This window comes from Mucilaginibacter sp. 3215 (genome assembly GCF_050433785.1).
Classification (GTDB): domain Bacteria; phylum Bacteroidota; class Bacteroidia; order Sphingobacteriales; family Sphingobacteriaceae; genus Mucilaginibacter.
The window spans coordinates 173,238-198,853 of the sequence record NZ_JBNPWO010000011.1 but is presented as its reverse complement, the minus strand read 5'-3'; the positions used below and the strand labels follow the sequence as shown (position 1 = coordinate 198,853).

The window sequence follows — 25,616 nt, the reverse complement described above, 5'->3', positions numbered from 1 at the left end:
TCTTGATTTAAAGTGTTTGTTCTTAGTTGTTTACTTTAATCTACAACCTTTTTTTCAAGAACTCTTCTTTAACTGTTTCATGCATACGATCTTATACGCCCTGTAAAACGTTGATTTTATGTCGTAGAAGATTTCTCCTCACCCATCCCGTTTGTTCCCCGGCCGGTTCGTCGAAATGACATCTTCTTTATGATATTATAAGAACATACGGGTATTTAAGAGCATTACTCGGTATCAGTATAAGCATCGCCCCCAATAAAGATCATTGTATTTGTTGCGTGTGCAGGTGAACCCGAAGCACCTAAGGCAAATGATTTTTTGATCACCTTGCTGCCATAATTCAGTTCGATGGTGTTGCCGTAAATTTTGTAGGTGCCGCCTTTGCCTCCGGTTTTTTTCCAGGCGCTGGCAGCAGGTGTCATGATTCCGCCGTTTGATCCTTCAGTAAAATGAGTATCATCAATAAAATTGATCTTTTTGATTACCAGGGCATTTGTGCCGTTGCCATAATCGCCGCCGCTTACTTTTTCATATCCTTTTTTTAGCTTAATACTGCCTGTATACGGATAGGCCGGGAACCAATTGCCTTCACCCAACTTATAATCATAGGTTTTTCCTTCGTTATTAGTAAGATAAAAGGTTGCGCCCGTTTTTTTCCAGGTTCCCCAGGCTTTAGGGCGGCTGCTTTTAGCGGCTGTTACATCCAGCGTTTCAATTGGCTCATCACCAACGTCAAAGTATTCGCCGTTTTTAAATAATACTACGGGTTCAAAGGCAATGGCAGCAGGATAGCCACTTACAGCCCTGAAATACCATCCTTCAACGGCAGGAGCAGCCTTTGCTGGTTTGTGATAGGCGCCTCCGCTTTTTGCATTAGCGGTGGCGCTTAAATGTAATGTGAAGCTTGAAATAGCAAGGCAAATGGCCAGGTGTTTAACTTTCATATCATTTAGTGTTTTGGTTAACTTGTATTAATTAACTCAAACATAAATGATTGGTTTGCAGGAATCTGATTAAGCTTTTGTTAAAAGCTATACATCCATCGCATCATAAACAATAACCTTTTCCCAAAGATGGCTGCAGTTTTTAATAAACTCCAGGTGGATAGGATGGGTTTGATAAGTGGCTTGTCCGGCCAGATCGCTGAAAAACATCAGTTCGGACACCGCCCAGGAGTTATCTACTACGTCGCGTTTTTCGGTACTGGCTACGATACCTACGCGAAGTTTGCGTACGGTTTCAATTTTGGCAAGGGTTTTAACTCCGGCTACCAATTTATCACGGTCTTCTGTTGATCCCGGATTTTTAAGCCAGAAAAACACATGGTGAACTATTGGCCATTCTTCTTTTTGCTCTTTCAGCGATATTGCCGATGCTGTAACTGTACTTGCAGCCAGTGCCGCTGTTGTGGTTATGAATTTTCTTCGGGTTGATTTCATGACAGGTTAAATAATCGCTTTCAAGGTAGTAAGAATTATTTAAAACGTTTATAAGTTGTTTCAATCAAAACACATCCAAAACATAAAGCAGCACAATAACAGGCAGCACATTTAAAAATATCACAAGCCCGATGTTCTGATCCTGCACATCTCTCTGCGCATAGCGGGACAGGAATATGATAAAAACCACATAGTAGATAAGCGGAAAAACGAATATTACGGAAAGCAGCAGTCCCGCCGAGCTCATAAGCTGCCCCCAGCCTAATATAACCGGCCATGCCATCATTCCGACGATTTCAAGAAAAGTGATAACGGATAGTACTTTTAAGGTTTGGGCTTTGCTCATGTTAAGGTAATTGTTTACCTCAAAAATAAGAAAACTGAGGGGTTTTATGAAATATGAAGAAGCAGCCTACAAACACTCCGGCTGCTTGCACCCTTCTTCCGAAAATTCGGGTTCAAAAGTGCTGTGGCTGATATCAAGATGTTCCAGTCGGTGGCGAAGGTCATGCTTGATATTATCAAAATCGGCCATGGCTTCAGGCTTGATCACCAGGTGGGCAGTAAGTGCGTTTTCGGTGGTGCTGAGTGCCCAAACGTGCATGTGGTGAACATCAACCACACCTTTGGCTTTTTTAAGTTCGGCTTTGATCTTGTCAAGGTCCATTTCGGCAGGTACGCCGTCCATTTCCAAACGCAGGCTGGCTGTAAGCAAGCTCCAGGTGCCGCGTAATATCACAAAACCTATTATCAGGCTCACTGCGCTGTCAATCCAGTACAGTTTGGTAAAGTATATGATAATACCAGATATCACCACACCAAAGGATACTATGGCATCAACAGCCATGTGCAGGTAAGCGCCTTTAATATTGAGGTCGGTATCTTTATCTTTAACAAACAGCCACGCTGTAAAAGCGTTAATGCCAATGCCTATAAAAGCAACCCAGGCCATGGTGCCGCCCGATACTATTTCGGGGTTCATGAAGCGCGTAATAGCCTCATAAATAATAAAACCAACGGCCGCAAATAATATTACCGCGTTAAAAAAAGATACGATGATGGTCGACCGCTTATAGCCGTAGGTATACTTACTGTTAGCGCTTACTTTGGTGAGTTTAAAAGCAAGCAAGGCTAACGCGAGGGAGGCCACATCGCTCAGGTTATGGCCGGCGTCGGTTAACAGGGACAACGAGTGTGTAATAAAACCTGTAATAGCCTCAACCACCACAAACACCGAGTTAAGCACTATGCCCCAAATAAAAGCCGAATTTAAATGATCAAGCTTAGGGGCATGGTCGTGATGATGGTGCCCGTGCGAATGTGAGTGCGAATGATCGTGACCTGCTGACATTTAGCAAAGGTAGGGAAAAACCTTGATTCGCATGATTTTAGGATTTCCTGAAATAAGCATTTGCTGTAACATCGTTGTGGTCATAATCCCGCTCCGTATCTGTTTATTTGATCAATCATCAGGGCAATCCTTAAATCCTAAAAATCATGGTTCGGATTATTCATGATGATAAGGCTCACCCTTCATAATGGTATATGCCCTGTACAGTTGCTCCACAAAAAACAGGCGTACCATCTGGTGCGAAAATGTCATGCGCGAAAGAGAGATCTTGTCGTTAGCCCGCTGGTAAACGGAGGTATCAAAGCCATAAGGCCCGCCTATGATGAATATTAAATTGGCAGATGTGGTAACTTCTTTTTTATTGATATAAGCTGCAAACTGGGTTGAGGTAAATTCAGAACCTTTCTCATCCATCAGGATCACAAAATCAAGCGGGGTGATTTTCTTGAGGATCAACTCGGCTTCTTTGGCCTTTTGCTGCTCGGGGCTCAGCGCTTTGGTGTTCTTCAACTCGGGGATTTCGGCAAGCTCCAGTTTGGTATAGTGTTTTAGCCGTTTTACATATTTATCAATGCCTTCCTTTAAATAGGCATCCTCTGTTTTTCCAACGGTAAGGAACGTGATCTTCATATCTGCAACAAATAAACGTTTATTTAAAATATATGTGTTTATTTTGGTTGAATTTATCTGCAAATGGAACAAACAATTATAAACGATTATACTCAAAGAGCAAGCCTCGCCGCTGCAGAAGCGGCCAAATATAAAAAGCTTGCCAATACCTATTCACTGCTGAGGCTCGGCATTTTTGCCATGGTGGCTGTAACTATAGCCTTTGCCATTCACTTCGATAATTTTAGTATTATCGCCATAGCCTTTGTATTGCTGGTTTTTGCCTTTGCCTGGCTGGTAGCGCGACAAAGTGCGTTTGAAAAGCAGAAACAGTATTATGACGATCTGCAGCAGGTAAATGAAAACGAGATAGTTAGTATCCAAACCCACGGAAATATCTACAACGATGGCGCGCGCTACGCTAACGACAAACACTTCTACACTTCCGACCTGGATATTTACGGTAATGCATCGTTATACCAGCTCATCAACCGTGCAGCTACTACCCCGGGAAATAATAAACTGGCAGGTTGGCTCAATGCCCCGGCAAGCAAGCAAACCGTATTACAGCGGCAGGAAGCCGTTAAAGAAATAGCCGCTAAGCACAGCTGGAAGCTCGATCTGCAAACACGGCTCATTTTCGCCATAAAGCAGGACGTGAACCAGCTTAAAAACCTTTTCAAATACCTGCACATTCCGCTCGATATGCCAGGCGAAAAATGGCTTGCCGCTTATACCAAAATAGCGCCTTACTTGTTTACGGCGTTGTTGGTTGTCGCTTATTTTTATTCGCCGGCGAAGCTTGCGGCCATCGTGGTTGGCTTGTTTAATATGGGGGTGGTGTTTTCAAAAGCAGCCTACATCAGCAAAGCCGATCTTATTGCCGGTAAAATAGGTGATACTTTATCCAACTATGCAAATGTATTTAAGTGCATTGAAGACCAGCAATGGCAGGCCGGTTATAGCAACACCCTGGCGCAACAGCTAAAAACAGACAAGACATCGGCCAAAATAAAAGAACTGGGGGAGTTGATCAATAAGCTTAATTATCATCTTAACCTGTTAATCGGCTTTGTGCTCAACCTGTTTTTCTTATGGGATATCCGCCAGATCATCGCCATTGAAAACTGGAAACGTCAAAACCAGGACAGCCTTGAAGCCGCTTTTGATGTCATTGCTGAATTTGAATCGCTGTTAAGCCTGGCCGGTTTGGCCGTAAACTATCCGGATTGGAGTTTTCCTGTTATTGACGACAGGCCGGGCTATACCCTTACAGCTAAAGCCATTGCCCACCCGCTTATTGACGCCACCAAACGTATAGAAAATGATTACGAACTGGATAACACCTTTAAGGTTGATATCATCACCGGATCAAACATGGCCGGTAAGAGCACCTTTTTGCGTACCGTGGGCATTAATACCGTGCTGGCCTTAAGCGGTGCCCCTGTTTGCGCCCAAAGTATGCAGGTATCGGTGATCACCATGATCAGTTATATGCGCATCAAAGATTCGCTCAATGAAAGCACCTCAACCTTTAAGGCCGAGCTTGACCGCCTGCAGATGCTGCTGGCCGCGGTTGAAAATGAGCCTAAAGTGTTTTTCCTGATTGATGAAATGCTGCGCGGTACCAATTCGGTTGATAAATACCTCGGCTCAAAAGCGGTTATCGAGCAGCTCATCCACAAAAATGCGGTGGGTATGATAGCCACTCACGATTTACAGATAGCCCATCTGGAAAATAAATATCCGGATTATGTACGTAACTTTTATTTTGATATCCAGGTAGTGAACGGCGAAATGCTGTTTGATTACAAGATCAAGCACGGTGAATGCAAAACTTTTAACGCCTCGCTATTGCTTAAACAGATAGGGATTGAGGTGGATGCGGAGTAACTCTCTTCGCCGTCATTGCGAGGTACGAAGCAATCGCGAACTGTACAGGGCTGATTTGCAAAGCCCCCCTGCATATTGGGGATTGCTTCGTACCTCGCAATGACGTATAAAAACTAAAGAGCCGGAGGCATTTACGCTCCCGGCTCTTTTATTTCCACTTGATTCTTGACTCTAAAAGTCTTGACTTCTAAACAAACTATCGGCCTCCTGTAGGTGAGCCGCCGGCACCCTGGTCGCCTTGTTTCATGTCATCATTGTTGATGCCTTTTTTCTGCTGTTGCGGGTTGCTGAAGCTTAATTTACCGAAGCTGTAGCTAAACGTTACACCAAACGAACGGAATGGGAACGCGAATTTGCTGCTTTGCGTAAATGTTGGTGTTTTTATGTCGGTATTAAAGTTTTTGTAAGTATTGAATGGCTCAATGGCATTAATACCCAATGCAAGTTTCTTTTGCATAAACTGTTTTTTAAAGCCAAAGCCCATAATGCTGAACGATGGATTTGAGCCCTGAATGGTGCGGCGTGCCGAATTTTCAACAGCAAATGCCTCAGCTATAAAGTTGTTTGGCAGTGTAAGCTGAGCACTTAAAAATGCGTTGTACTGCACATAAGTATTGGTTTGTGTTTGTTGATGCGTAAACTGGTCGATAGCGGTTGGCTTATAGGTGTAAGCGTTGATTTGTCCGCGTATGGTCAGGATCTTGAATGGGGTTACCGAACCAAAAAAGCTTGCGCCATATGAGTTATTTACACCAATGTTTTGATAGGTAGTTAAAGTAGCATTCTGATCACCATTAGGTGGCAGGTTTTCAACTATACCTTCAATTAAGCCTGATGTATGCTTATAATAAGCAGACAGGTTGATCACAGACGATTTTATGAATGTGTTGTAACCCAATTCAACTGTTTGCGATATTTCGGGCGCTAAGTCGGGGTTACCAACTGTTTGCGCTGTAATATTACTTCTGTTAACAAACGGGTTCAAAAACTGTAAGCTTGGGCGTGTTATACGCTTGCTATATGATAATTTGATAGTTTGAGTAGGTGTAAGTGCCTTTTGAAAAGTTAAGCTTGGTATAAACGTATTATAGTTTTGGTCAAAAGGGCTAAGATTTTGAGCACTATTGATTGGCTCGCCGTGAATATCCGTATTTTCAAGCCTCGCACCTGTCATGATGGAGTAGCCTTTAGGCAAAGAGAAAGTTAATACGGTATAACCGGCCCAAACTGTCTGATTATAATTATACCTGTTTGAGTTTGGATCGCTGAATACAAAACCGCCGTTTCCGTCCGGTACAAAATAATCCGAAATACTTTTTATCCTCCGGATGATGTTTTTACCGCCGGCTTCCAGCTTAAGCAGTTTGCTTACAGGTAAAGTATAGTCGGCTTGTATAGTATACTCGTTGTTTTTACCATTAATATTGTTTTCAAGGGAATCAAACACAGCCGAATACAAGTTAGTATAATCGGTAACAATTTTGCTATGGCTCCATTGTGCAGACAGGTCCAATTCATGACCTTCTTTTTTAAATTTGTGCGTGTAATCAATGTTCCAGTCAAAGCCGCCAAAACTATTGTGACCGCGACCATCAGAAGTGTAAGACTGATCTTTGGTGTGATCAAAATAATAGGTTTGATTTGTGGTTGACAGCGAATGCGGATCAAAACCACCCTGATTTAAACGGATAGAAGTACGTAAGTTGTTATACGCGTTAAAATCATAACCAGCCGAAACAGAACCTATTACACCATGACGTTTAACGCGGCTGGTTCCGGTAGATGTTTGCTCATAGTGTTTGGTAGGGTCGTTATAATTAAAGTTCTGATCGCTTGAGGTAAGCGAGGTTTGAGGCCATGTTGCGTTACCACCGGCGTTTGCCGATAAGCTAAACCTGTTGTGGTTATAGTTGATATTGGCGTTGCCGTTGTTTTGACGTGTACCAACACCACCGCTGATTGAACCGCTGATACCCGAAACATTTTTTTGCTTGGTGATAATGTTCAGGATACCGGCCGAACCTTCTGCATCATATTTGGCAGATGGCGAAGTTACCACCTCTATGCTCTTGATCTGGTCGGCGGGGATGGTTTTCAAAACATCCGATAAGCTGGCAGATGTAGCACCGGATGGCTTGCCATTGATCAATACGCGTACGTTTTGGTCACCACGAATAGATACGTTACCGTTAAGGTCGACAGCAACCAAAGGCACTTTCTGTAACACATCGGTAGCGTTACCGCCTACCGATGTAAGATCCTTTTCGGCGTTATAAACTATCTTATCGATCTTGTTTTCGATTAATGCGGCCTGGCCAACTACGGAAACTTCTTTAAGCGCGTGTGAGCTTGGGGCCAACAGTACCTGACCAAGCTTAGCATCTGGTTTTGATGGGGTAGTGGTTACCTGATCAATATATTTAGTTGGGTAACCTATAAAAGAGATAGCCAGCTTATATACGCCCGGCTTTATATTGTCCAATTTAAAGTTACCTTTTTCATCGGTTACAACACCGGTAATTGGCGATTTGCCTCCGCTGCGATATAAACCAACCGAGGCGTAGTCCATTGGTTTTTTGGTTAGCGAATCAATGATAGTGCCTGATATTCTGCCTGTTGTTGTAGGTCCGCCGCCGCCCACACCAAACTGGGCCTGAGCCGATAACGCGAAGCAGAATAATGCAATAAGTATGTAAAAACGTTTCATTTAGTATTATTTTGGTAATTGGAGGCGAAAATACTTTAAATGTTACATGCTGAATTTTTATTTTTTTACAAATAGTGCATTTGTAATGTATAAGTTACACTATTATGATGTAACCGGGGATTTTACAATGGGGGGATTAAAAGGGGGATTTGCGACGAGGCGACAATATATAAACCATGTCAATTACGAGTGATAAAACTTAGGGGAGATAAATGACAACACCAGGGAAGATTTACAAAGTTTTGAAACTTCGTAAATCTGGATTCAGCGCCGTTTTTTAGGAAAAGCGCAAGTCAGCTCGGACCGGGGAAACTTGCGCCAATAGATGATTCAATACCAATTATCAGATTTTACTCTGTCGTTACCCTCAAATTCAAGGTATCGGCTTGCATAGCGGTAAAAATACCGAGGCCGTTAACAACATTGGTTGGGGTATTTACCAGGTTTTGTGAGCTGCCGCGGGTATTGCTGGTTAATATATTAATGTATTCGTAGTTTACCCTTAGCAATATTACTTTATAAGCCCCATAGTATTTAAAAGTGGTTTGCGTTATGCTGCATGTAGAGGCGCGTTCGGTATTGATCTCGAAGCTTGGGTTCCTGTTGTTCCTTACCGCTATGATCTCAAAAGGGTTACTATCGGTGTTTTTGAAAAGCAACATATGCTGTAACGAATCGGGGTTTGTCCAGGTAATGGTAGCGCGCACCTTATCGTTATAAGCCTGATCGAGCGTATTAGGCTCATGGAATACACTGTCGGTTAATTTAAATCCAACTGGTTTGCCCGGCATCACTGTTGATGCGCTCACAACCACATTGTTATAGGTAAACTGCATGGAATAAGTTTTACCGGCAGTTACGAACGAGGCATCGCTGTAAGTGTAAGTTCCGTTTGTTCCTTCGGTGAGTTTTACAGTCTGTGTACCATTGCTTACATTAATTGTCAGCCCGGTAATGGCCGATCCATAAGTAGCAGTATCCGTCAGGTCTTTTTGCTGATAAACTTTTACTGAAAGCGGTTGGCCGGCAATCAGGTATGCTTCAACAACAGGTTTGTTTACCGCATCAGTATCAGAAGAGTTTTTTTTGCAGGCCGATGCCATCATCAGGCAGCCGGCTATCAGTGCAAAAAATGTATATCGTATGTATGTTTTTATTTCCATCTTAAGCTTAATGTAACGTTAGGGGTAAAGCCGAGGTAGTTAACGTCGGTGGTAATAACCTGGTTGTTCTGCATTTGGTATTCGCGGTACCAGGTGTTGGTATGATTATAAACGTTAAACAGCGACAAGCCTATGGAGCCTATTTTATGCCCGTCTATCTTCAGCAGGTCATATGACACTGACATGTCCAGCCGGTGATAAGCCGGCAAACGTTCGGCATTTTTATCGCTGATGTTGAGGTAAGTGATGCTGTTGCCGTCAACGGTTTTAATGGTATAGCTGGATAGGGGGGCAGTGTAAGGATGTCCGGTACTGAACAGGAAAGTGGCAGCAAAATTCCAGCGCTGGTAATGGTACATGTTGATGGATTTAAATTCATGGCGCACATCCTGGTCGGCAGCATAATAATCGGTTCCAAAAGCCGAGAATTTATTCTGGGCCTGGGCAAGGGTATAGCTGATCCACCCGGTATAACGCCCCATTTTTTTCTGCACCAAAAATTCAACGCCTTTGGCACGACCAGTTCCCTCATAAAAGTTTTCGGTAACGGTTTGCGTTTGATTTTGGTTAGCCTCTATCCTGAAGCCGCCGCCCGCAGGCTGTGTTTGCCTTACAGTGTACTGGGTAAGGCCGCTCAATGTTTTGTAGTATCCTTCAACGCTGAATAAAAGCTCGTCCGTTTCGTAGCTGGTACCCAATATGAAATGTCTTGACCTGCCAACGGGGATATTGCTGTTGTTTGATAGTACCCAGAAATTACGGTTCCCGGCCAGTATATCCTCGCGGATCACCTGGTTTTCAAACTGGTAAAACTGCCCGGTTGCGCCTTTTATGGTAAATTTATCGGTAAGGCTATAACTTGCCGACAGCCGGGGCTCAAAGTACGGTTTGGATGTAGGGCCGAAATAACTGGCCCGTAAACCAGGCTGAATATGAAATTTATTGTTTGGGTCGATAGCCAGCTCGGTGTAGAAACCCGCTAACATGGCATTGTTATGCTGGTTGATGAGTTTGCTTGTATCGTTTTGGGTATACTCGTAATCTATTTTTTTGTAGGATGCAAAACCCCCGAAGAGCAGCTTATACTTGTTACTAACTGTCCATTCCCACTCAGATTTATAGCTTACATCCTTCAGGTTGTTGGTTTCAAGCGTGCCATTGCTCAGCGTATGTGAAATGCCATTGGTATCAATCTGTGCAAAGCCCGAAGTGCTCCTGTTCCTGTCATTAAAATAGGATGAATAGGTAATATAGTTGTTTGAATATAGCTTTTTATTCCATTGCCTGAACCATTTGATACTGCTGCCCAGGTTTCCGTATTTGGTATAATCGGTTATGTTGATACCGCTGCTGCCCGACGACAGGAACGATGGCAGGCCAAGCTCTCTGCTGTTATCTGTTTTATCTGTACCTGTGTACAAAGTCCATGATACCTTATCTTTTTGACTGATGCTGTACGTGTATTTAGCATCAAAATCATAAAAGTAGGAGCTTGGGGTAATCTGGTTGGCGAAACCGCCACCACCAAATCCGCCCCGGCCGCCGCCACCCGGACCGCCGCCCTGCGTGGTTGATGTTTGATTAAACTGGTTAAAGATCTTGTTATAAAACGGCCCCTGGTATGAGCGCCTTACTGCTAACAGCAAGGTCGATTTATCAGAAAGCGGCGTTTCCAGGTAACCGCTTGCGCTCAGCAAACTCAAATCGGTACCGATGTTGGTTTCGTTCTTGTTACCCTCTTTTCCATTGAGTTCGGTAACGCTCGAAAGCCTGCCGCCATATTTGGCCGTAAAGCCGCCTTTGTATAATTGCACATCCTTAATGGCACTGGCATTGAAAGCACTGAAAAAGCCATACAGGTGATCAACCTGGTAAATGGTAAAGCCGTCAAGCACAACCAAATTCTGGTCGGGGGTACCGCCACGTACATAAGCACCTGATGACGATTCGTTGGTACCGCTTACACCGGGCATCAGCTGAAATGCCCGCAGTACGTCCTTATCGCCCATGGTTGGCAGCTTATCCAAATTGGCAGGCGAAAGCTGTAACACGCCAACCTGCCTGCTATCGGTATTCATAACACCACTTTTTTTGCCGGTAATGGTAACCTCATTTAAACTGTTGAGCGATGAGTATAACCCACAGATCAGCGGCGAATTCAGCTTTTCGCTGCTCAGCCTGAAATAATCGGTTTGATAACCTGTATAGGAGACCTCCACTACCGATGTATCTGATGGTACCCTGAACATGGTAAAATAACCGTCGGCATTGGTCATTACGTTAAGATCGGTACCCCTGATCTTAACCGTAGCCGATGGCAGCGACTCGCCTGTTTGCTGATCAATTACCCGACCGTTAATACTCACCAAAAAATGTTTGGGTTTGGCTTTGGGCGCTTCAATTTCTTTAGCCTTTACCGCATTGGCTGCCTGCAATGACAACTTGTTGAGCTTTTGCAGCCGCGCCAGGTCGTCGGTGTTTTGGAGGATGTAGATAGTGCCGGTTGATTCTATCCAGTAATGCAGGTTATTTTCGTTACAAACCTTGGCAATGACATTTTTAAGCGGCTCCTCAAAAAAGTGCTCCACAATGTCCATTTCGTGTAGGGGTTCGCGTTCAAACACGATGCGGACCTTATAGTTCATGGCCAGTGTATCAAAGAGCTCATCAAGCGGGCACGAAAAAAAATGGTTAACTACAATCTTTTTTAACTTTTGTTGGGTTTGCTGGCTATGAGCCACCGTACCGTACAAAACCAGGGAGCTTATTAACATTAGGGAAAATTTCTTCATGTAGGGGTATATTTTCTTCGATGCCGAAAATGCACCATGTTTTGAAGCGCCTAAAATAAAATCGACCATGGGAGGTTTTCTGTAGACCAGATGCCTGGATGTGTGGCAGGGGGATTTTGCTTAGTAGCAGTTGTTAGTGGTAGTTGCAGGTTGGAAAAAGAATATTAGTTAGAGGCAATGGCGGGTGGTTGCATATGTTGATTGGAAATTGTCTGAGAAAAATGTCATTGCGAGCGCAGTGCGGCAATCTCGTAGCCAATGAATATCTGATCGGTAGGTCTACGAGATTGCCACGTCGCACCCGGCGCTAAAACCCATGTCGTTCCTCGCAATGACATATTTTTAACCTTGTCTGAAGGCAAAGACCTCAAAAACAGAACCAAGATGATTAGGGGAATACGTTACACCTTCCCAATCATCCTGTTGATCACATCGCGATAACCATCGCTTAAAGGTATCTCGGTATTGATGAGTTTGATGCGGGCACGGCGCATTTGGGATACATGATCGAGGTTAACGAGGTATGATTTATGTACCCGGAAAAACTGGTCGGGCGGTAATTGCAGTTCAATAGCTTTGAGGCTGATGCGGGACAACACCGGTTTTTGCTGATTGATGAGGTGTACTTTAATATAATCTTTAAGGCCTTCAATGTATTCAACCTGGTCAAAACTGATCTTAATGAGGTTATAATCAGCATGCAAAAAGAAATAGTTTTTAGTGGTTGGCTGAGGTACGTAGCTGCGACGAAGTTCATACAAATCGAGCGCTTTATGACAGGCTTTCAAAAAGCGGTCTAAGGGTACAGGCTTAACCAGGTAGTCAACCACATCAAGTTCAAAGCCTTCCACCGCAAATTTTTCATAAGCGGTTACAAATATCACCATGGGCTTCTGTGTCAAACTCCTGATGAGTTGTAAACCATTGATGCCGGGCATGTATATATCGCTGAAGATAAGGTCTATCTGTTCTTTTTGCATGGCAATGATCGCCTCACCCGCGTTACGGCACCGGGCTACTACCTGTATGGTATTTACATGTTTCAGGTTATCTTCCAGCAAGTCGAGCGCAAGCGGCTCATCGTCAATTATTAAACATCGCATCATTTAAGTTCCAGTTGCAGCATAACTATATAAGCATGCTCGTTTTTGTTGATATATAGGTTGTGTTTGCCGGGATATAACAGCTCAAGCCGGCGTTTAACATTGGCAAGACCGATACCCGAGGCATTATCTTTACTCTCTTCGGTTGGGTTGTACACGTTTTGTACGCTGAAACGCAGGTTTTTTTCATCGGTAAAAAGTGTGATGGCTATAGCCGGCGACTCAATATCGCCCGTGCCATGCTTAAAAGCATTTTCCACAAAGGGGATCAGCAGCATGGGTTCAATGCTTTTTTCAGGAGCTTTAATATCCGAGCTAAAACTGACCTTTACCTGGTCGCGGAACCGGAGCTGTTGAAGTTCGATATAGCTGCGGAGGTAGTCTTCCTTTTGGCAAAGCATAACTTTTTCGGCATCGGTTACATACAGCATATACCTGAGCAATTTGGAAAGCTGAATGAGTGTAGGCTCAACTGCCGAAGGATTTAAACGCGAAAGCGCCACCGCACTGTTAATTACATTAAAAATAAAATGCGGACTGATTTGTGAGCGTAAAAAAGCCAGTTCAGAGATCAGCGAAGCATTATCAATATCCTTTTTTTTGTTGATAGCCTTAAATTGATCGGCCAGGTAATGATAGGCAAAGCTGCCGGCGGTAACCGATAATAAGGGGAAAATAACCAGGAACGGCCCCGGAGGGCGACGGTGCTGCCCCATCCAGGGAAAATGAGGCACAGGGAAATAATGCCGTACTTCCATTAGTATTACATTGAACACCACAAAGGAGGCAAGCAAGGCAAAAAAGTAAAGCCAGATATTATTTTTTAAGATCCTGGGAATAAGGAAAAAAGCGTTCAGATAAAATTCGGCCGCGAGCACCAGGTTAAAACTGATAATGTGTCCCGGTGAAAAAGCAGGCTGCGGAAAACCGCGCATATCCGGCCTGGAAATGATGGGCGTAAAAATGATCAATGCCCAAAATAACAGGTGGATACAAATTTCGATAATCAGCGCCGGCTTTATCCGTGTAAACATATCATGCTAAGGTAGCCTCATTTTAAACCCGCACTCAATGTAATAGACGATGGGGCAAAATGTGCCGACGAAAGTACGGTATCTGTTGTATGGAAACCCAATTTCAGGTGCTGCACAAGGCATATTTAACATCTATTAACATTTGAAGGCAGCTAATTGAAAACAAGCGGTTTCGCTGTATAAAAAAGGTGGCATTTTCCGTTAAATTTGTTTAATAACTAATTACCTATGTCAATAACAAAACCCATCCTCCGAATTTTTGATTATGATAAAGCCATTGAATTTTATATCAACTGGCTTGGCTTTAAAACCGATTGGGAACACAAACCCGAAGGTGTGCCGGTATATATCCAAATTTCCCTGCGCGATGTAGTGCTTTACCTCTCCGAACACCATGGCGATGCCAGTCCCGGCAGCCACATAGCGATCGATGACTTTAGTGAGCTAAGGGATTACCACGCCCACCTCATCGCCAAAAAATATAAATATAACCGTCCTGGTTTGGAAGTGCCCGAATGGAATGACAAGGCTATTATGATGACGGTTCACGACCCATTTGGTAACAGGTTAACCTTTAGTGAGGAGTTGAAGAGGTAAGCCTGTTGATCCTTCACATCTTAAAAAAAATGTCATTTCGATAGAGCAGGGGCGGGCTGAGTGGTGGAGCGAAAGAGAAATCTTCTGCATGAGACTCTACAACTATGGCTGTAAATGCAGGGTGTAGAAGATTTCTCCTCACGCCTTGTGCGCAACCCCACCTGGTTCGTCGAAATGACATTTTTTGAACTACTTTAGCAGGTAGAAAATAAAAGCCCGAAACTAACACTTAATTGGTTTCGGACTTTTTAGTATCGGATGATCTTTATTAATTATAAAACGTCCACGAAACGCCAAACTTCAGGATAGCATCCTGTTGTGGGTAACGGTTAACCGTGTAATAGCCTTTACTCCAGGCACGCTGGTTGATGTAATCATAAGCAACAAACAGGTTGGTACGCTGCAAGGTTGCTTTGAAAAATACGCCAAATATAGGGTATGATGAAAACGTTACGTTCGCGCCGTTATAAAACTGGCCCAATCCCGTGGCATATGAAGGGGCAACATATTCTGTATTATACCTTCCATTTATACCCATACTGGCATGCAGTACATTAAGCAAAACCCTGTTAACATATAAGCTGCTGTAAGCATATACTTCCGGGGTACGAAGCGTATTCTGATAGTCGGTTTTTTGATATACTACATAGTTATCAAAATGCAGGCTTCGGTAAGTGAAGTTTTTACCCAAACTTACTTTTAACAGGTTGATAGAGTTGTTAAGCTGAGCCGGGCGCGCATCGGTACCGCCATCCTGCGCTGTAAAATACAGGTAATTGCTGATCAAAAAGTATTCGGCTTTTAAATCAATTTGCAGGGCATTGTTAATGTAATTAAACGATGCGCTGGTAGTTTTTTGATTACTGAAATCATTATGAAAAATATAATGATTGGAGACCCAGTTATTATAAACCAGCGGAGGCGAGCTGTTTTGTGAATAGGCTTCTAAAATGATCTTGCCGGTTTTTTTGCCGCCTGCCAGGGTAAGTTTGGCATCATACAAATAATTGCCAAAGTCGCGGCCCTGCGCAATTTGCCTGAAATCGGCATCAAGGGCTATACGATCGCTGAAACGGTAGCCCAGTTTAGCTTTCAGCGTAATGTCCTGGAAAGTATTGTGCTGTACTTTATCCTGATGAATATATTTTGCGCCATACTGGTTAAGGGTGGTATCGCTAACATATTGGTTGTACGAATAAAAATCATGCACAAGCCCTAAGTCAAGCTTAAGTTCGTTCTTTACAAATTTTACCGATTTACTTCGCAGATAAAAGCTATATGAAAACTCATTTTGAATATGCGTGACGACTGTTGAATCCCTTGACCGGTTATTGCTGTAATAATAATCGGGGAATACATTATAGGTATCTACACCGCTTTGCTTATACAGGTACCTGCTGTTTGATACATGAAGGGTATGCGATACCCGTTGGGTAGGCAGGATCTTTGAATTGTCCTTCCCCTTATTCAAACTATCTATCCGGCCTAAATAATAAAACTGCTTAATGTAAAGGCCCTTATCATTCCAATTTTCATAACTATACGGTAAACGTACTGCTGCCCTGTCTTTTGAAAAGGCGTTATTTACATTGGTACTTGTAAATACCGAATCGTTGAGAATGCTGCCGGTTTCGGGGGCCTTAAGATTGTTGAACAAAAGGTTGGCCAGCAAGTTATACCGTTTGCTTTTTGATTCGTACCACGTAAAAATAGAAGCATTCAAATCGCTCACGTTTTGGCCCAGCACGTTGTTAAAGTTGTAGAAACCCCTTGATCCGTTAAAATTAAGGTTAAAACCAATATTCCAGTTGGGCTTTATATTTTGCGTATGAACGATATTGAACAACTGAATGGCCGAGCCGCCAAAGGCATTGTACAATGTAAGCTTGGTATAGGGTACACGCGTGTTATAATAATTAATATCCTGGGGCTTTAAAGCGTAAATATCAAGCGCATGCAAGCCCAGGTCAAAGCCTATGGTCCTGCTGGGCTCAAAAAGCAGAGGCCGTTGTGACAAACCAATATTACCTAAATGAATTCGGGGACTGCGCGGATCAATAAGCGGGCTATAGATCTCGAAATTCGTAATGCCCGTATCAATCGGAAACAGCTGTGTGCTGTCATTCAGCAAACGCTCGTTGGTAACGCGGATAAATTTGGAGCTAAAAACTACCGAATCCTTTTTGTTTTCTTCCTTTCGCCTTAAACTGTCCAGCAGCTGATCGTCGGTCATTTGTTTTTCCTGCCGGCGCGCGGTATCACGGGTAGGCAGGTTACGCGGGTTAGTGCGGTTGCCATACTGCGCAAAAGCAGCCTGTACCGACAGGCACATCAGCAATAAAAAAATATATTTGAGCTTTTGGCGCATTAATTACCGGCTATCAGTTCTTTAAGTATCAGGGTCATTTTGGGTTCGGCTTCCTGCGCAATAGCAATAATCTCCTCCAATGTTATGGGCTTAAGCACTTCCGGGAAGCCTTCATCTGTTAATACCGAAATAGCAAACGTCGGGATCCCCATGTGGTTAGCAACAATTACTTCGGGTACGGTGCTCATACCAACGGCATCGCCGCCAATGATACGTAGGTATTTGTATTCGGCACGGGTTTCCAGGTTAGGGCCGGTTACGGCTACATATACTCCTTTATGGCAGGTGATGTTATTTTTTTGAGCGATGGCTAAACCCTTTTCGATCATATCATGGCGGTAAGGTTCGCTCATATCCGGAAACCGCGGGCCAAGCTCTTCATAATTGCGGCCAACCAGCGGGTTTTGAGGCTGCAAGTTAATATGATCTTCAATGATCATCAGGTCGCCCTTTTTAAAATCGGGGTTAAGCGAGCCGCTGGCGTTTGATACGTACAGCGTTTTGATGCCCAGGTATTTCATCACCCTAACCGGGAAGGTGATCTGCTGCATATTGTAGCCTTCGTAATAATGCAAACGGCCCTGCATGGCCACAACTTTAACACCTGCAAGGGTACCAAAAATCAGCTTGCCCGAATGGAACTCTAATGTTGAGATAGGGAAATCAGGAATGTTGGAATACATGAGTTGTTTTTCAACTTCAATTTCTTTTACCAGGCCGCCAAGGCCGGTACCTAAAATTATACCCACTTCGGGTTCAAAATCGCCTATCCGGTTTTTGATGTACCGGGCGGTGCCTTCAATATTGTCTAACATATGTTTGTACTAATTCGTCAAATTGTTGTTGCCCGTTATTTAAAAAACTAATGCCTATGGGCAGCACCAAAATGGGCAGTTTTTTAACCATCGGAAGCAGGTCCTGTTCCCCTAAACGCTGCGCATCCTTTTCTGTTGTGATGATCACTTTTTTTTGTGATGCACAGGCCGAAAATTCATCGGCAAGTTTACTGATATTTTTTAAGCTAAAACGGTGATGGTCGGGATAATTATGATGAACAACCAGTGGTGTTTGCTTTTTTAGATGTGCCAATAAGGGTTTTGGATTAGCTATTCCCGTAAGGAGGAAAACCGCGGTTTTATCGTCGATGGCACTTGTAACCGGGGCGCCATAGATAGTTTGGGCCGGCAGATAGTTTATGGTGGTAAAAAATAGCGACTGGTGCGGATACGGTTTGACCCGTTTAATCACGCGGCCTTGTTCCAGATCGGTAAGCGAAGCCGGACATTTACTGATGATGATGACATCCGCCCTTTTACGCCCGTCGAATGGCTCGCGCAGGTTACCCGCCGGGAGCAGGAAATGGGGGGCGTTAACACGGCTGTAATCAAAAAGCAAAATGCTCATGCCCGGTTCAAGCGCACGGTGCTGGTAGGCATCATCCAAAATAATAACATCATGATCGTCTTTTAACTGCTCAACGCCATCAACCCGCTTTTCGCAAACGGCCACATCAAGATCCGGGAATTTATGTTTGAACTGCGCAGGTTCGTCACCGATATCCGAGGCTTTACTTTCGCCAGATGCCAGCAAAAAACCTTTGGTAATACGACCGTAGCCCCGGCTAAGCGTGGCAATTTTATAATTACCCTTCAACAGCCTGATCAGATATTCGGTCATAGGGCTTTTGCCGGCACCGCCAACATCCAGGTTGCCGACTACGATCAGCGGCATGTCAAAACCAGTGCTTTTGAAAATTCCCCGGTCATAACACCAGTTGCGAATAGCCACAACCAGGGCATAGATCAGCGAAAACGGGATTAAAAGCCAGCGGAGGAATTTCATAAATGATTTTGCGGGCCGTCATTGCGAGGTACGAAGCAATCCCCGATGTGCAGGTCAGCAGTGCAAGCCCCTCTGTATAGTTTGGGATTGCTTCGTACCTCGCAACGACGTCTTTCTTCTTTTAAATTTCTGAAGAACAACAAAGTTAATATTTGATGCCGATTTACTATCAGTCTATCACCCCAAACTGCTTCAAATGATGCGTAAAATGCTTTCCGTGCCATATGATCCACTCATAATAATCCATAGGGCCGAAGGCACCGTGGATCACTTTAACATCGGGGGTATTGAAATACCTGTCGAAAGTGTCAAGTTCTTTCATTAGCTGATTAATAGCAGTTTCCAAATTAGGGTAGATTAAGGTATCAGCCAATTCTTCCAAAAAGATATTACGGGGTATTTCGGCATCGGTATAAACGGCGGAGTGTTTACGTGCCGCTGTATTATCATCCGGGCCATCCCAGGCTGGTATTTTTACACCGTTAGTATACTGAACCTGGTCAATAAGGTGTTCGATCATTTGCTGCGGTTTCATTTTGCCCCAAAGTGGCGCTGCTTCGGGCTGAAGATTAAGCATTAAGCGGTACAGCACTTTGCGGTTGGTAATATCAACAAACTGGTTCATGGGCTAACGGATGTTTTAGCAAATATAAAGGAGTGATTGTCTGTTATATTAAAATTTGTATTTTCATTTTTTTAGATCGCCATCACATGAAACATAAACTTACCTTACTGTTGTTAACATTGTTAGCTGCACCGGCATTTGCACAAACCGACAGTAAACTCACCGCTAAATTGAATGAAGCTGTCAAAGATTTTCAGGGCCAGGTTGGCATCTATGTACATAATTTGAAAAACGGCAAAACGGCGGAGATCAATGCAGATACGCTGTTCCCTACAGCCAGTATGATTAAAGTGAGCATTCAATGCGGGGTGATGGATAAGATAGAAAAAGGTGAGCTAAAGTATAATCAAAAATTAATTTACCGCGATTCATTGCTTTATGCCGGTGAGGATTTGCTGGGCTCGTTCAAAGATAAAGACACAGTGCAGCTGAGCAAGGTGGCTATGCTCATGATCACCATGAGCGATAATACCGCAAGCTTGTGGCTGCAAAAGCTGGTGGGCGGCGATTATATTAACAACTGGCTTAATCAAAATGGCTTTAAGGTAATGCGGGTAAATTCACGTGTGCCGGGCAGGGAAGCTATCCGCAGTATCTATGGTTGGGGAGTAAGTACCCCGCGCGAAATGTGCCGCCTGTTCACCATGATCCGCGAAGGTAAGGCGGTAAGTCCGGCAGCCAGCGAGCGGATGTACCGTAACATGGGCCGCATTTACTGGGATGAGCACGCGTTGTCGCAAATTCCGCCTTATATACATACCATTTCCAAACAGGGAGCGGTTGATGAATCAAGGTCAGAAACCGTGCTGGTGAATGCCCCGCATGGAGATTATGTGTTTTCGATCATTACTAATCATAACAAAGATACCAGTTGGACACCCGACAATGAAGCCGGATTGCTGATCAAAAAAGTATCCGCGCTGCTTTGGCATTATTTTGAACCTGGAGATAAGTGGCAACCGGCATACGGGATTGACAAGTTTATGCTGAATGAGTAGATAATTAAAAGGTCATTGCTGCTTCCCGTAGCGTGAATCTTGGGAAACATATGCTTTCCGTATCCGGATAGATAGATGCAGGCCTCTATTGTGAATATACTGTTAAATTAAGGTGAAAAAAATATGAGATTTATATAAATGGATGTTATATGGTGCAAAAGAATTAAATTGTAACAAACCCCATAAAATTATTAAAAATCATGTTTATATTTACAATTCAATTACGGGTATCCAAACCCGGATTTGTGATAAGGTTTAGGTTTAAAGCCCCATGCAGCGAGTGCTATGGGGCTTTTATTTTAGGGTATCATACTCAAAAAACTAAACTTCGTAAGTCTGCGTATTTGCACCTGGTAACTGCCACTGTGCATTGCCAGCTTCCCTCACGGCGCTTCACTAAACTCTTCATCCACACTTTCGCGTAAATCATACAGTAACCATTGCTTACCGGCAATTGATCGTGTTTTTGACTGCAGTAGTTTAATGAAATCGTTAACGCCCACAGGTTCATTGCCGTTTCCATGTATCAATACAATGCTGCCATTTTGAGGCTGTTGGCCTTTCGCGAGCCATGCATCGGTGCCAACCGGGATCAAGCCGAAGTTAGTGATTTGGTATACTAACTGCTGATCAGATACCAGGCCGGGAAACCTGAAAAACACCGACGGCAACAGGCCATTACGCAGCAAGGCTTGTTCCGTTTCCAGTACTTCATAACTAATATCTGTTCCTGGTTCAAGTAAAAAGTTTTCTTTAAGCGGAGCTTTCGGGCTAACCCGGTGATTGAAGGAATGATTCATCCAGGTAATGTAGATCTCACGGTTAGCCTGCATTTGTTTTAGCCAGGCCAGGTCCTGCGGGTGCTGGCGCATCCAGATGCCGGTTATGGAAAGCGCTATTGGTACAGGGCGCTCTACCTTTTTAAATTCAGTGAAAATATCAGTGAAAATGCGTTTATCCAGCGGGCGGTGCGATGGGCAAAGGTCGGCAGTAAGGCTGATGCCGGTTTGTTTGGGGATGCCGCTTTCGATGCCTGCGTCCTGAATGTTGACAGATTGTTTTTCGGCTTTACTGAGCGCCTTTTGATAAGGTGTACTTTTAAAAAACTCACGCGCCTGCTCCATCGTCATGGGTTTGATCTGATAAAAGCTGCTTTCGTTTATTTTGGTTTCCAGAGTTTGCGGGTTCACCATCAACAGATAATTGCGCCCTTCATTATCAAAGCGGCGAAGGATCATCCAGTCCTGCGGATAGTTGTGCGCCCAGCCATAGTAAACCTTGTAGTTCCCGATTTTGCGGTAAACGGTTTGTGCTGATGTTTGCTCAATAAAAATGGTAGAAGTGCAAAATAGCGCGAATATTAAATTACTGAATGTTTTGTTCATGAGGTTTTGCATCCCAGTTTTTGCCGGCAACAAAGGTACTGACAACTAATATCAGCATAAAAATGATAATAAAAGTCAGTACATAATGATCGAAATGCAGGCGTTCTGAAGGCAGTGGCCCCGGTTGTTGTCGGTCAAGCGCAGAAAGGGGAGGATAAACTGTCCATCCATCCCCGGTATGAGCTGTATGCTGTTCAAAAAACAGAACTGTTTTGTAAATATTAAAAGTTGAAATTATTAAAGACAAATTGCTTATTATCAGGATAATATTTATGTGTTGCTTTTTAAAACGATTGGTTAATGACCGGATCAAATAAACGATAGCTGTAAGCAATAGAAACGGAAATAAAGTAAAATCTATCCAGTTGAATGGAAGTGTGAAATAGGTGTCATGTAGCGCTATGTCGAAACTTGAATTTCCCCAAAAAATACCCAGCAAAAAGCGTATACCAAATGCAATAAATAAATACAGTATTATCAGTACGCCCAGTTCGATAATGATTTGTTTAGGCTTCATGGTTTAAAGTTAAATATATCCGTCAATTTACCTAAATGATCTATAACTTTGAAGTATGACCCGTCTATCCGTCAACATCAACAAAATAGCCACCCTTCGTAATTCGCGGGGCGGCAATAATCCCGACCTGATCCAGGTTGCTAAAGACTGTGAACGTTTTGGCGCGCAGGGAATAACGGTGCACCCCCGGCCCGATGAGCGCCACATCCGTTATAACGATGTGTTTGAGCTTAAGAAAATTGTTACTACCGAGTTTAATATTGAAGGTAATTGCCAGGAACAAAAATTTATCGACCTGGTGCTCGCCAATAAGCCCGAGCAGGTTACCCTGGTACCTGATGTATTAGGGCAGATCACCTCTAATCATGGCTGGGATACCATCACCAACTATCATTATTTAAAAGATATGATAGCGGTATTTAAAGAAGCCGGCATCCGGGTATCTATTTTTGTTGATCCAATACCTGCAATGGTTGAGGGCGCCGCCAAAACCGGTACCGACCGTGTAGAACTTTATACCGAAGGCTATGCTACTCATTTTCCGCAGGGGAAAGAACTTGCTATTGCTCCTTATATCGAGGCCGCAAAAGTTGCGCAACAGGCGGGATTAGGCCTTAATGCCGGTCACGATCTGGATTTACATAACCTGAAATATTTTGCAGAAAATATACCGGGACTGCTTGAAGTAAGCATTGGTCATGCCCTGGTAAGTGATGCCTTGTACTATGGCCTGGAAAACACTATCCAAATGTACCTGAGGCAATTATCGTTAACGGATAATGCTTAAGCTGCCCGATAATAAGCCACAGCCCGAGCTTAGGTTAATGATATAATAATAGCTGCCCGTAGGTAATGGTTTGCCATTATAGGTGCCGTTAAACGGGCGGGCGTATCCTATGGAGTTAAAAATATTTTTGCCATACCGGTTAAATATTTTTACGGTTGCCGCCGGATAGTTCTCCATGCCGGCTATTTGCCAGTAATCATTGATACCGTCGTTATTGGGCGTAATGGTATTGGCGATATTAAGGTTTGAAAGGCCCACGCTTACATCAACCTTTGTGCGGGTGCTTTCACAAGCGTTGCTAAAACGGCTTATATAATAGCTTCGGTTGGCGATAACGTTCACTTTAAATTTGCCATTGGGTTCCTCATCAAGCGGAGTAGTACTGGTTTCACTATCATAAAGCCTGTAGGTTGACGTTGCTACCGGGTTTTTTACTGGTATTATTGTTTCGCCCGGACCGCACAATTGAAAGCTGCTTATTATGGGCGGATCGATAACAAGCTCCTGGTTAAGCAGGGTAATGTGATAGGGCACAGCGCAGCCGTCCGGATCTATGGTTAGCGTATATGTTCCGCCGGGAAGCCCGTCGATATCCAGTGTGTTGCGTATTACATCTCCGGCTTCATTTGTCCACCTTAATGGTGGTGTACCACCGTTTGTATTGATAAGCTTTAAATTACTGATGCTGCCATTGGCCGCATCGCAGGAAGCATTCACTTTTTGAAGCCCTGAATCATCAATGCCGGGATTTGAACTGGTTAAGGTTATAGGGATAGATTGGGCAAAACAATTGCCGTTGTAACATTTAGCATAATAAGTGCCAACACCCACATTTTTAAGTTTAGGGCCGCCGGATTGCACTAACTGGTTTTGATCATTATACCAGTCGATACCAATAACATTCTTTAAATTTTGCAGGGTGATTGATCCGTTGTTTTTAAAACAAGTTGGATTAACCTTCACATAATCGGCCGCCGATGTCGAAATGACCGGTTGGGTATATTCGGACGAACTGTTATTAAGTGTAGCGTTGGCCACCAGTTTTTTATTATGAAAATCGCCGGTAAACTTCCAGTTACCTGTTGCATCTGCAATAATGGTAGTGAGGTATTGTACCGGATTGCAAACCTGGCAATCAGTATTATCATTATAAATATAAATTGCGGCTCCGGGCGATGCCGTTCCTGAAAATTCGGCGGCACTGTTTACAACTATATTAATGTTGGGAATGGCTGTGCCACTTGATATCAGGTATGGGTTTGTATTGCAGGAAATACTGTTTTTGGCGATAGTAATATTGGTTGATTCGACCGCATAGAATGCGCCGCCATCATTACTGAAAATATTAATGTCGTTATCATTATCATCGCCTATAAAGGCATTGTTGCATTTAAATAACGACATGCCCGAATTTCCAGGTATACTGCTTTGTTTATTACGCAGAAAGTAAAAGCCATTTACTGATACAAACTGAAACGTTGTAACACAGAAATCATTGTCGGTTACCTGCACGTCGCTTCCCTGGAAGTGTAAAAGAATTGAAGCGCTTCCGCGGTTATCCTGGCCGTTCACATCAAGTGAAAGCGAGTTGTTGATAAATTTATTATCGGTTCCATTTAGGGCTATCGCGGTAGCAAAATAGTTTCTTTCTTTGGAGGTAGGGCCACCCACTAATGAGTTATCGGCGGTTATATCAAGTGCATACCCTAATTCAACAACGTTTGTTCCCGATTCATCATAACCAATAAAATTTGATTGGATGTTGATATTATCATTATTCTTTGAGTCGGTTAGTGAGTTGGTGCCGCAATAAACACCGTAGATGTTATCGCAAAAAACATTTCCTTTATCCGGTGCGCCTATGGTAATATTGGTACAATCGTAAGCCGATATAGCGGTGAAAAGCAGGTTGCCGTTAAAGTTTGTGAGTTTGCTGCTGTAACCTTTTATGCATAAGCCATATATGTCCACATTGGTAACTTCGGTCATCAACAGGGCTGCTGCTTTAGTACCCGGAAAAGTATAGCTAACATCGGGTATGATATAAACCTTGGCGTCACTTCTACCGAGTTTGGGTGTCGGCTGCGTGCTGCCGTCGATAATTAAATTAGAGGTAACCTCGGGGAGCTGCGTAAAAAGAGTGATGGTCACGCTGCCCGGCAGGTTAAAATTAATAATATCCTGCTGAATTGTGCCGTTAGCGGCTGCATTAGTAAGGGCCTCACGCAGTGTGCCTGTTCCTGTATCGGCATTACTCGTAACGGTAAATACCGTGGCCTCTGCATTTAAACAGGTCAGCAATAAAAATAGCGTGAACAGAAACAACTTGTGTTTCATGGCGGCAACACAATCTGGAATGTTAGTTTATAAATTGATTTGGGCAATAAACTGGTGTTAGTATTGGTT

At 43.5% G+C, this 25,616-nt stretch carries 21 protein-coding genes; 4 read left to right on the top strand and 17 right to left on the bottom strand.

Features of this window, described 5'->3' with window-relative positions; genetic code table 11:
- Positions 1–224 precede the first annotated feature (224 nt).
- The 5 genes from ABIC84_RS18380 to rlmH all read right to left on the bottom strand — a co-directional run bounded on the left by ABIC84_RS18380 (position 225) and on the right by rlmH (position 3,420).
- On the bottom strand, positions 225–944 hold the full coding sequence (locus tag ABIC84_RS18380) for a hypothetical protein (RefSeq protein WP_176622249.1): 720 nt from the start codon (positions 942–944) through the stop codon (positions 225–227).
- 87 nt (positions 945–1,031) lie between these two features.
- Positions 1,032–1,439: a Dabb family protein gene (locus tag ABIC84_RS18375; RefSeq protein WP_429264469.1), complete on the bottom strand. Its 408-nt coding sequence runs from the start codon at positions 1,437–1,439 to the stop codon at positions 1,032–1,034.
- Positions 1,440–1,503: 64 nt separating this feature from the next.
- Positions 1,504–1,785 carry a hypothetical protein gene (locus ABIC84_RS18370; protein ID WP_188834759.1) on the bottom strand — a complete coding sequence of 94 codons (282 nt, stop codon included), beginning with the start codon at positions 1,783–1,785 and terminating at the stop codon, positions 1,504–1,506.
- Between the two features lie 66 nt (positions 1,786–1,851).
- Entirely contained in the window at positions 1,852–2,790 is a 939-nt protein-coding gene (locus ABIC84_RS18365) for a cation diffusion facilitator family transporter (protein ID WP_429264468.1), read from the bottom strand.
- Positions 2,791–2,946: 156 nt separating this feature from the next.
- A complete protein-coding gene (gene rlmH, locus ABIC84_RS18360) occupies positions 2,947–3,420 on the bottom strand; it encodes a 23S rRNA (pseudouridine(1915)-N(3))-methyltransferase RlmH (RefSeq protein WP_129568404.1) in 474 nt (157 codons plus the stop codon).
- A 63-nt stretch (positions 3,421–3,483) separates the two neighbouring features.
- Here rlmH and ABIC84_RS18355 point away from each other — a divergent pair, with 63 nt between their 5' ends.
- Positions 3,484–5,292, top strand: coding sequence for a MutS-related protein (locus ABIC84_RS18355; protein WP_429264467.1), 1,809 nt, complete (start codon positions 3,484–3,486; stop codon positions 5,290–5,292).
- Between the two features lie 196 nt (positions 5,293–5,488).
- Here ABIC84_RS18355 and ABIC84_RS18350 read toward each other — a convergent pair whose 3' ends face one another.
- The 5 genes from ABIC84_RS18350 to ABIC84_RS18330 all read right to left on the bottom strand — a co-directional run bounded on the left by ABIC84_RS18350 (position 5,489) and on the right by ABIC84_RS18330 (position 14,091).
- Positions 5,489–7,999: an outer membrane beta-barrel family protein gene (locus ABIC84_RS18350; RefSeq protein WP_354486460.1), complete on the bottom strand. Its 2,511-nt coding sequence runs from the start codon at positions 7,997–7,999 to the stop codon at positions 5,489–5,491.
- A 350-nt stretch (positions 8,000–8,349) separates the two neighbouring features.
- Positions 8,350–9,162, bottom strand: coding sequence for a DUF4249 family protein (locus tag ABIC84_RS18345; RefSeq protein ID WP_429264466.1), 813 nt, complete (start codon positions 9,160–9,162; stop codon positions 8,350–8,352).
- Positions 9,153–12,023 (bottom strand): TonB-dependent receptor, encoded by a 2,871-nt coding sequence (locus ABIC84_RS18340; protein ID WP_429264465.1) that lies wholly within the window; start codon positions 12,021–12,023, stop codon positions 9,153–9,155. Before ABIC84_RS18340 ends, ABIC84_RS18345 begins: the two co-directional genes overlap by 10 nt.
- A 332-nt stretch (positions 12,024–12,355) precedes the next feature.
- A complete protein-coding gene (locus ABIC84_RS18335) occupies positions 12,356–13,057 on the bottom strand; it encodes a LytR/AlgR family response regulator transcription factor (RefSeq protein WP_429264464.1) in 702 nt (233 codons plus the stop codon).
- Positions 13,057–14,091 carry a sensor histidine kinase gene (locus tag ABIC84_RS18330; RefSeq protein WP_429264463.1) on the bottom strand — a complete coding sequence of 345 codons (1,035 nt, stop codon included), beginning with the start codon at positions 14,089–14,091 and terminating at the stop codon, positions 13,057–13,059. The genes ABIC84_RS18335 and ABIC84_RS18330 overlap by 1 nt, the downstream gene beginning before the upstream one ends.
- Before the next feature lie 228 nt (positions 14,092–14,319).
- On the opposite strand from ABIC84_RS18330, the gene ABIC84_RS18325 reads away from it, so the two are divergent.
- A complete protein-coding gene (locus ABIC84_RS18325) occupies positions 14,320–14,688 on the top strand; it encodes a glyoxalase superfamily protein (RefSeq protein ID WP_426581768.1) in 369 nt (122 codons plus the stop codon).
- Between the two features lie 268 nt (positions 14,689–14,956).
- On the opposite strand, the gene ABIC84_RS18320 is transcribed toward ABIC84_RS18325, so the two are convergent.
- From ABIC84_RS18320 to ABIC84_RS18305, 4 genes are all read right to left on the bottom strand, one after another.
- A complete protein-coding gene (locus tag ABIC84_RS18320) occupies positions 14,957–17,056 on the bottom strand; it encodes a putative porin (protein WP_426581764.1) in 2,100 nt (699 codons plus the stop codon).
- The gene (locus tag ABIC84_RS18315) at positions 17,056–17,871 is read right to left on the bottom strand and encodes a purine-nucleoside phosphorylase (RefSeq protein WP_090534201.1); all 816 of its coding nucleotides are present in this window, start codon (positions 17,869–17,871) and stop codon (positions 17,056–17,058) included. Before ABIC84_RS18315 ends, ABIC84_RS18320 begins: the two co-directional genes overlap by 1 nt.
- Positions 17,855–18,898, bottom strand: coding sequence for a tetraacyldisaccharide 4'-kinase (gene lpxK / locus ABIC84_RS18310; RefSeq protein WP_429264462.1), 1,044 nt, complete (start codon positions 18,896–18,898; stop codon positions 17,855–17,857). Before lpxK ends, ABIC84_RS18315 begins: the two co-directional genes overlap by 17 nt.
- A 169-nt stretch (positions 18,899–19,067) precedes the next feature.
- On the bottom strand, positions 19,068–19,523 hold the full coding sequence (locus ABIC84_RS18305; RefSeq protein ID WP_426581760.1) for a hypothetical protein: 456 nt from the start codon (positions 19,521–19,523) through the stop codon (positions 19,068–19,070).
- Positions 19,524–19,609: 86 nt separating this feature from the next.
- Between ABIC84_RS18305 and ABIC84_RS18300 the strand changes: the two genes are divergently transcribed.
- Positions 19,610–20,521, top strand: a complete 912-nt coding sequence (locus tag ABIC84_RS18300; RefSeq protein WP_429264461.1) for a serine hydrolase — start codon at positions 19,610–19,612, stop codon at positions 20,519–20,521.
- Positions 20,522–20,904: 383 nt separating this feature from the next.
- Here ABIC84_RS18300 and ABIC84_RS18295 read toward each other — a convergent pair whose 3' ends face one another.
- Both ABIC84_RS18295 and ABIC84_RS18290 read right to left on the bottom strand, forming a co-directional pair.
- Positions 20,905–21,906: a polysaccharide deacetylase family protein gene (locus ABIC84_RS18295; RefSeq protein ID WP_429264460.1), complete on the bottom strand. Its 1,002-nt coding sequence runs from the start codon at positions 21,904–21,906 to the stop codon at positions 20,905–20,907.
- A complete protein-coding gene (locus ABIC84_RS18290) occupies positions 21,887–22,423 on the bottom strand; it encodes a hypothetical protein (protein WP_429264459.1) in 537 nt (178 codons plus the stop codon). Before ABIC84_RS18290 ends, ABIC84_RS18295 begins: the two co-directional genes overlap by 20 nt.
- Before the next feature lie 55 nt (positions 22,424–22,478).
- Here ABIC84_RS18290 and ABIC84_RS18285 point away from each other — a divergent pair, with 55 nt between their 5' ends.
- Positions 22,479–23,210 (top strand): pyridoxine 5'-phosphate synthase, encoded by a 732-nt coding sequence (locus ABIC84_RS18285; protein ID WP_176622280.1) that lies wholly within the window; start codon positions 22,479–22,481, stop codon positions 23,208–23,210.
- Here the strand turns inward: ABIC84_RS18285 and ABIC84_RS18280 are convergent.
- Entirely contained in the window at positions 23,193–25,547 is a 2,355-nt protein-coding gene (locus tag ABIC84_RS18280) for a gliding motility-associated C-terminal domain-containing protein (RefSeq protein WP_429264458.1), read from the bottom strand. The genes ABIC84_RS18285 and ABIC84_RS18280 overlap by 18 nt on opposite strands.
- Between the last annotated feature and the right edge of the window lie 69 nt (positions 25,548–25,616).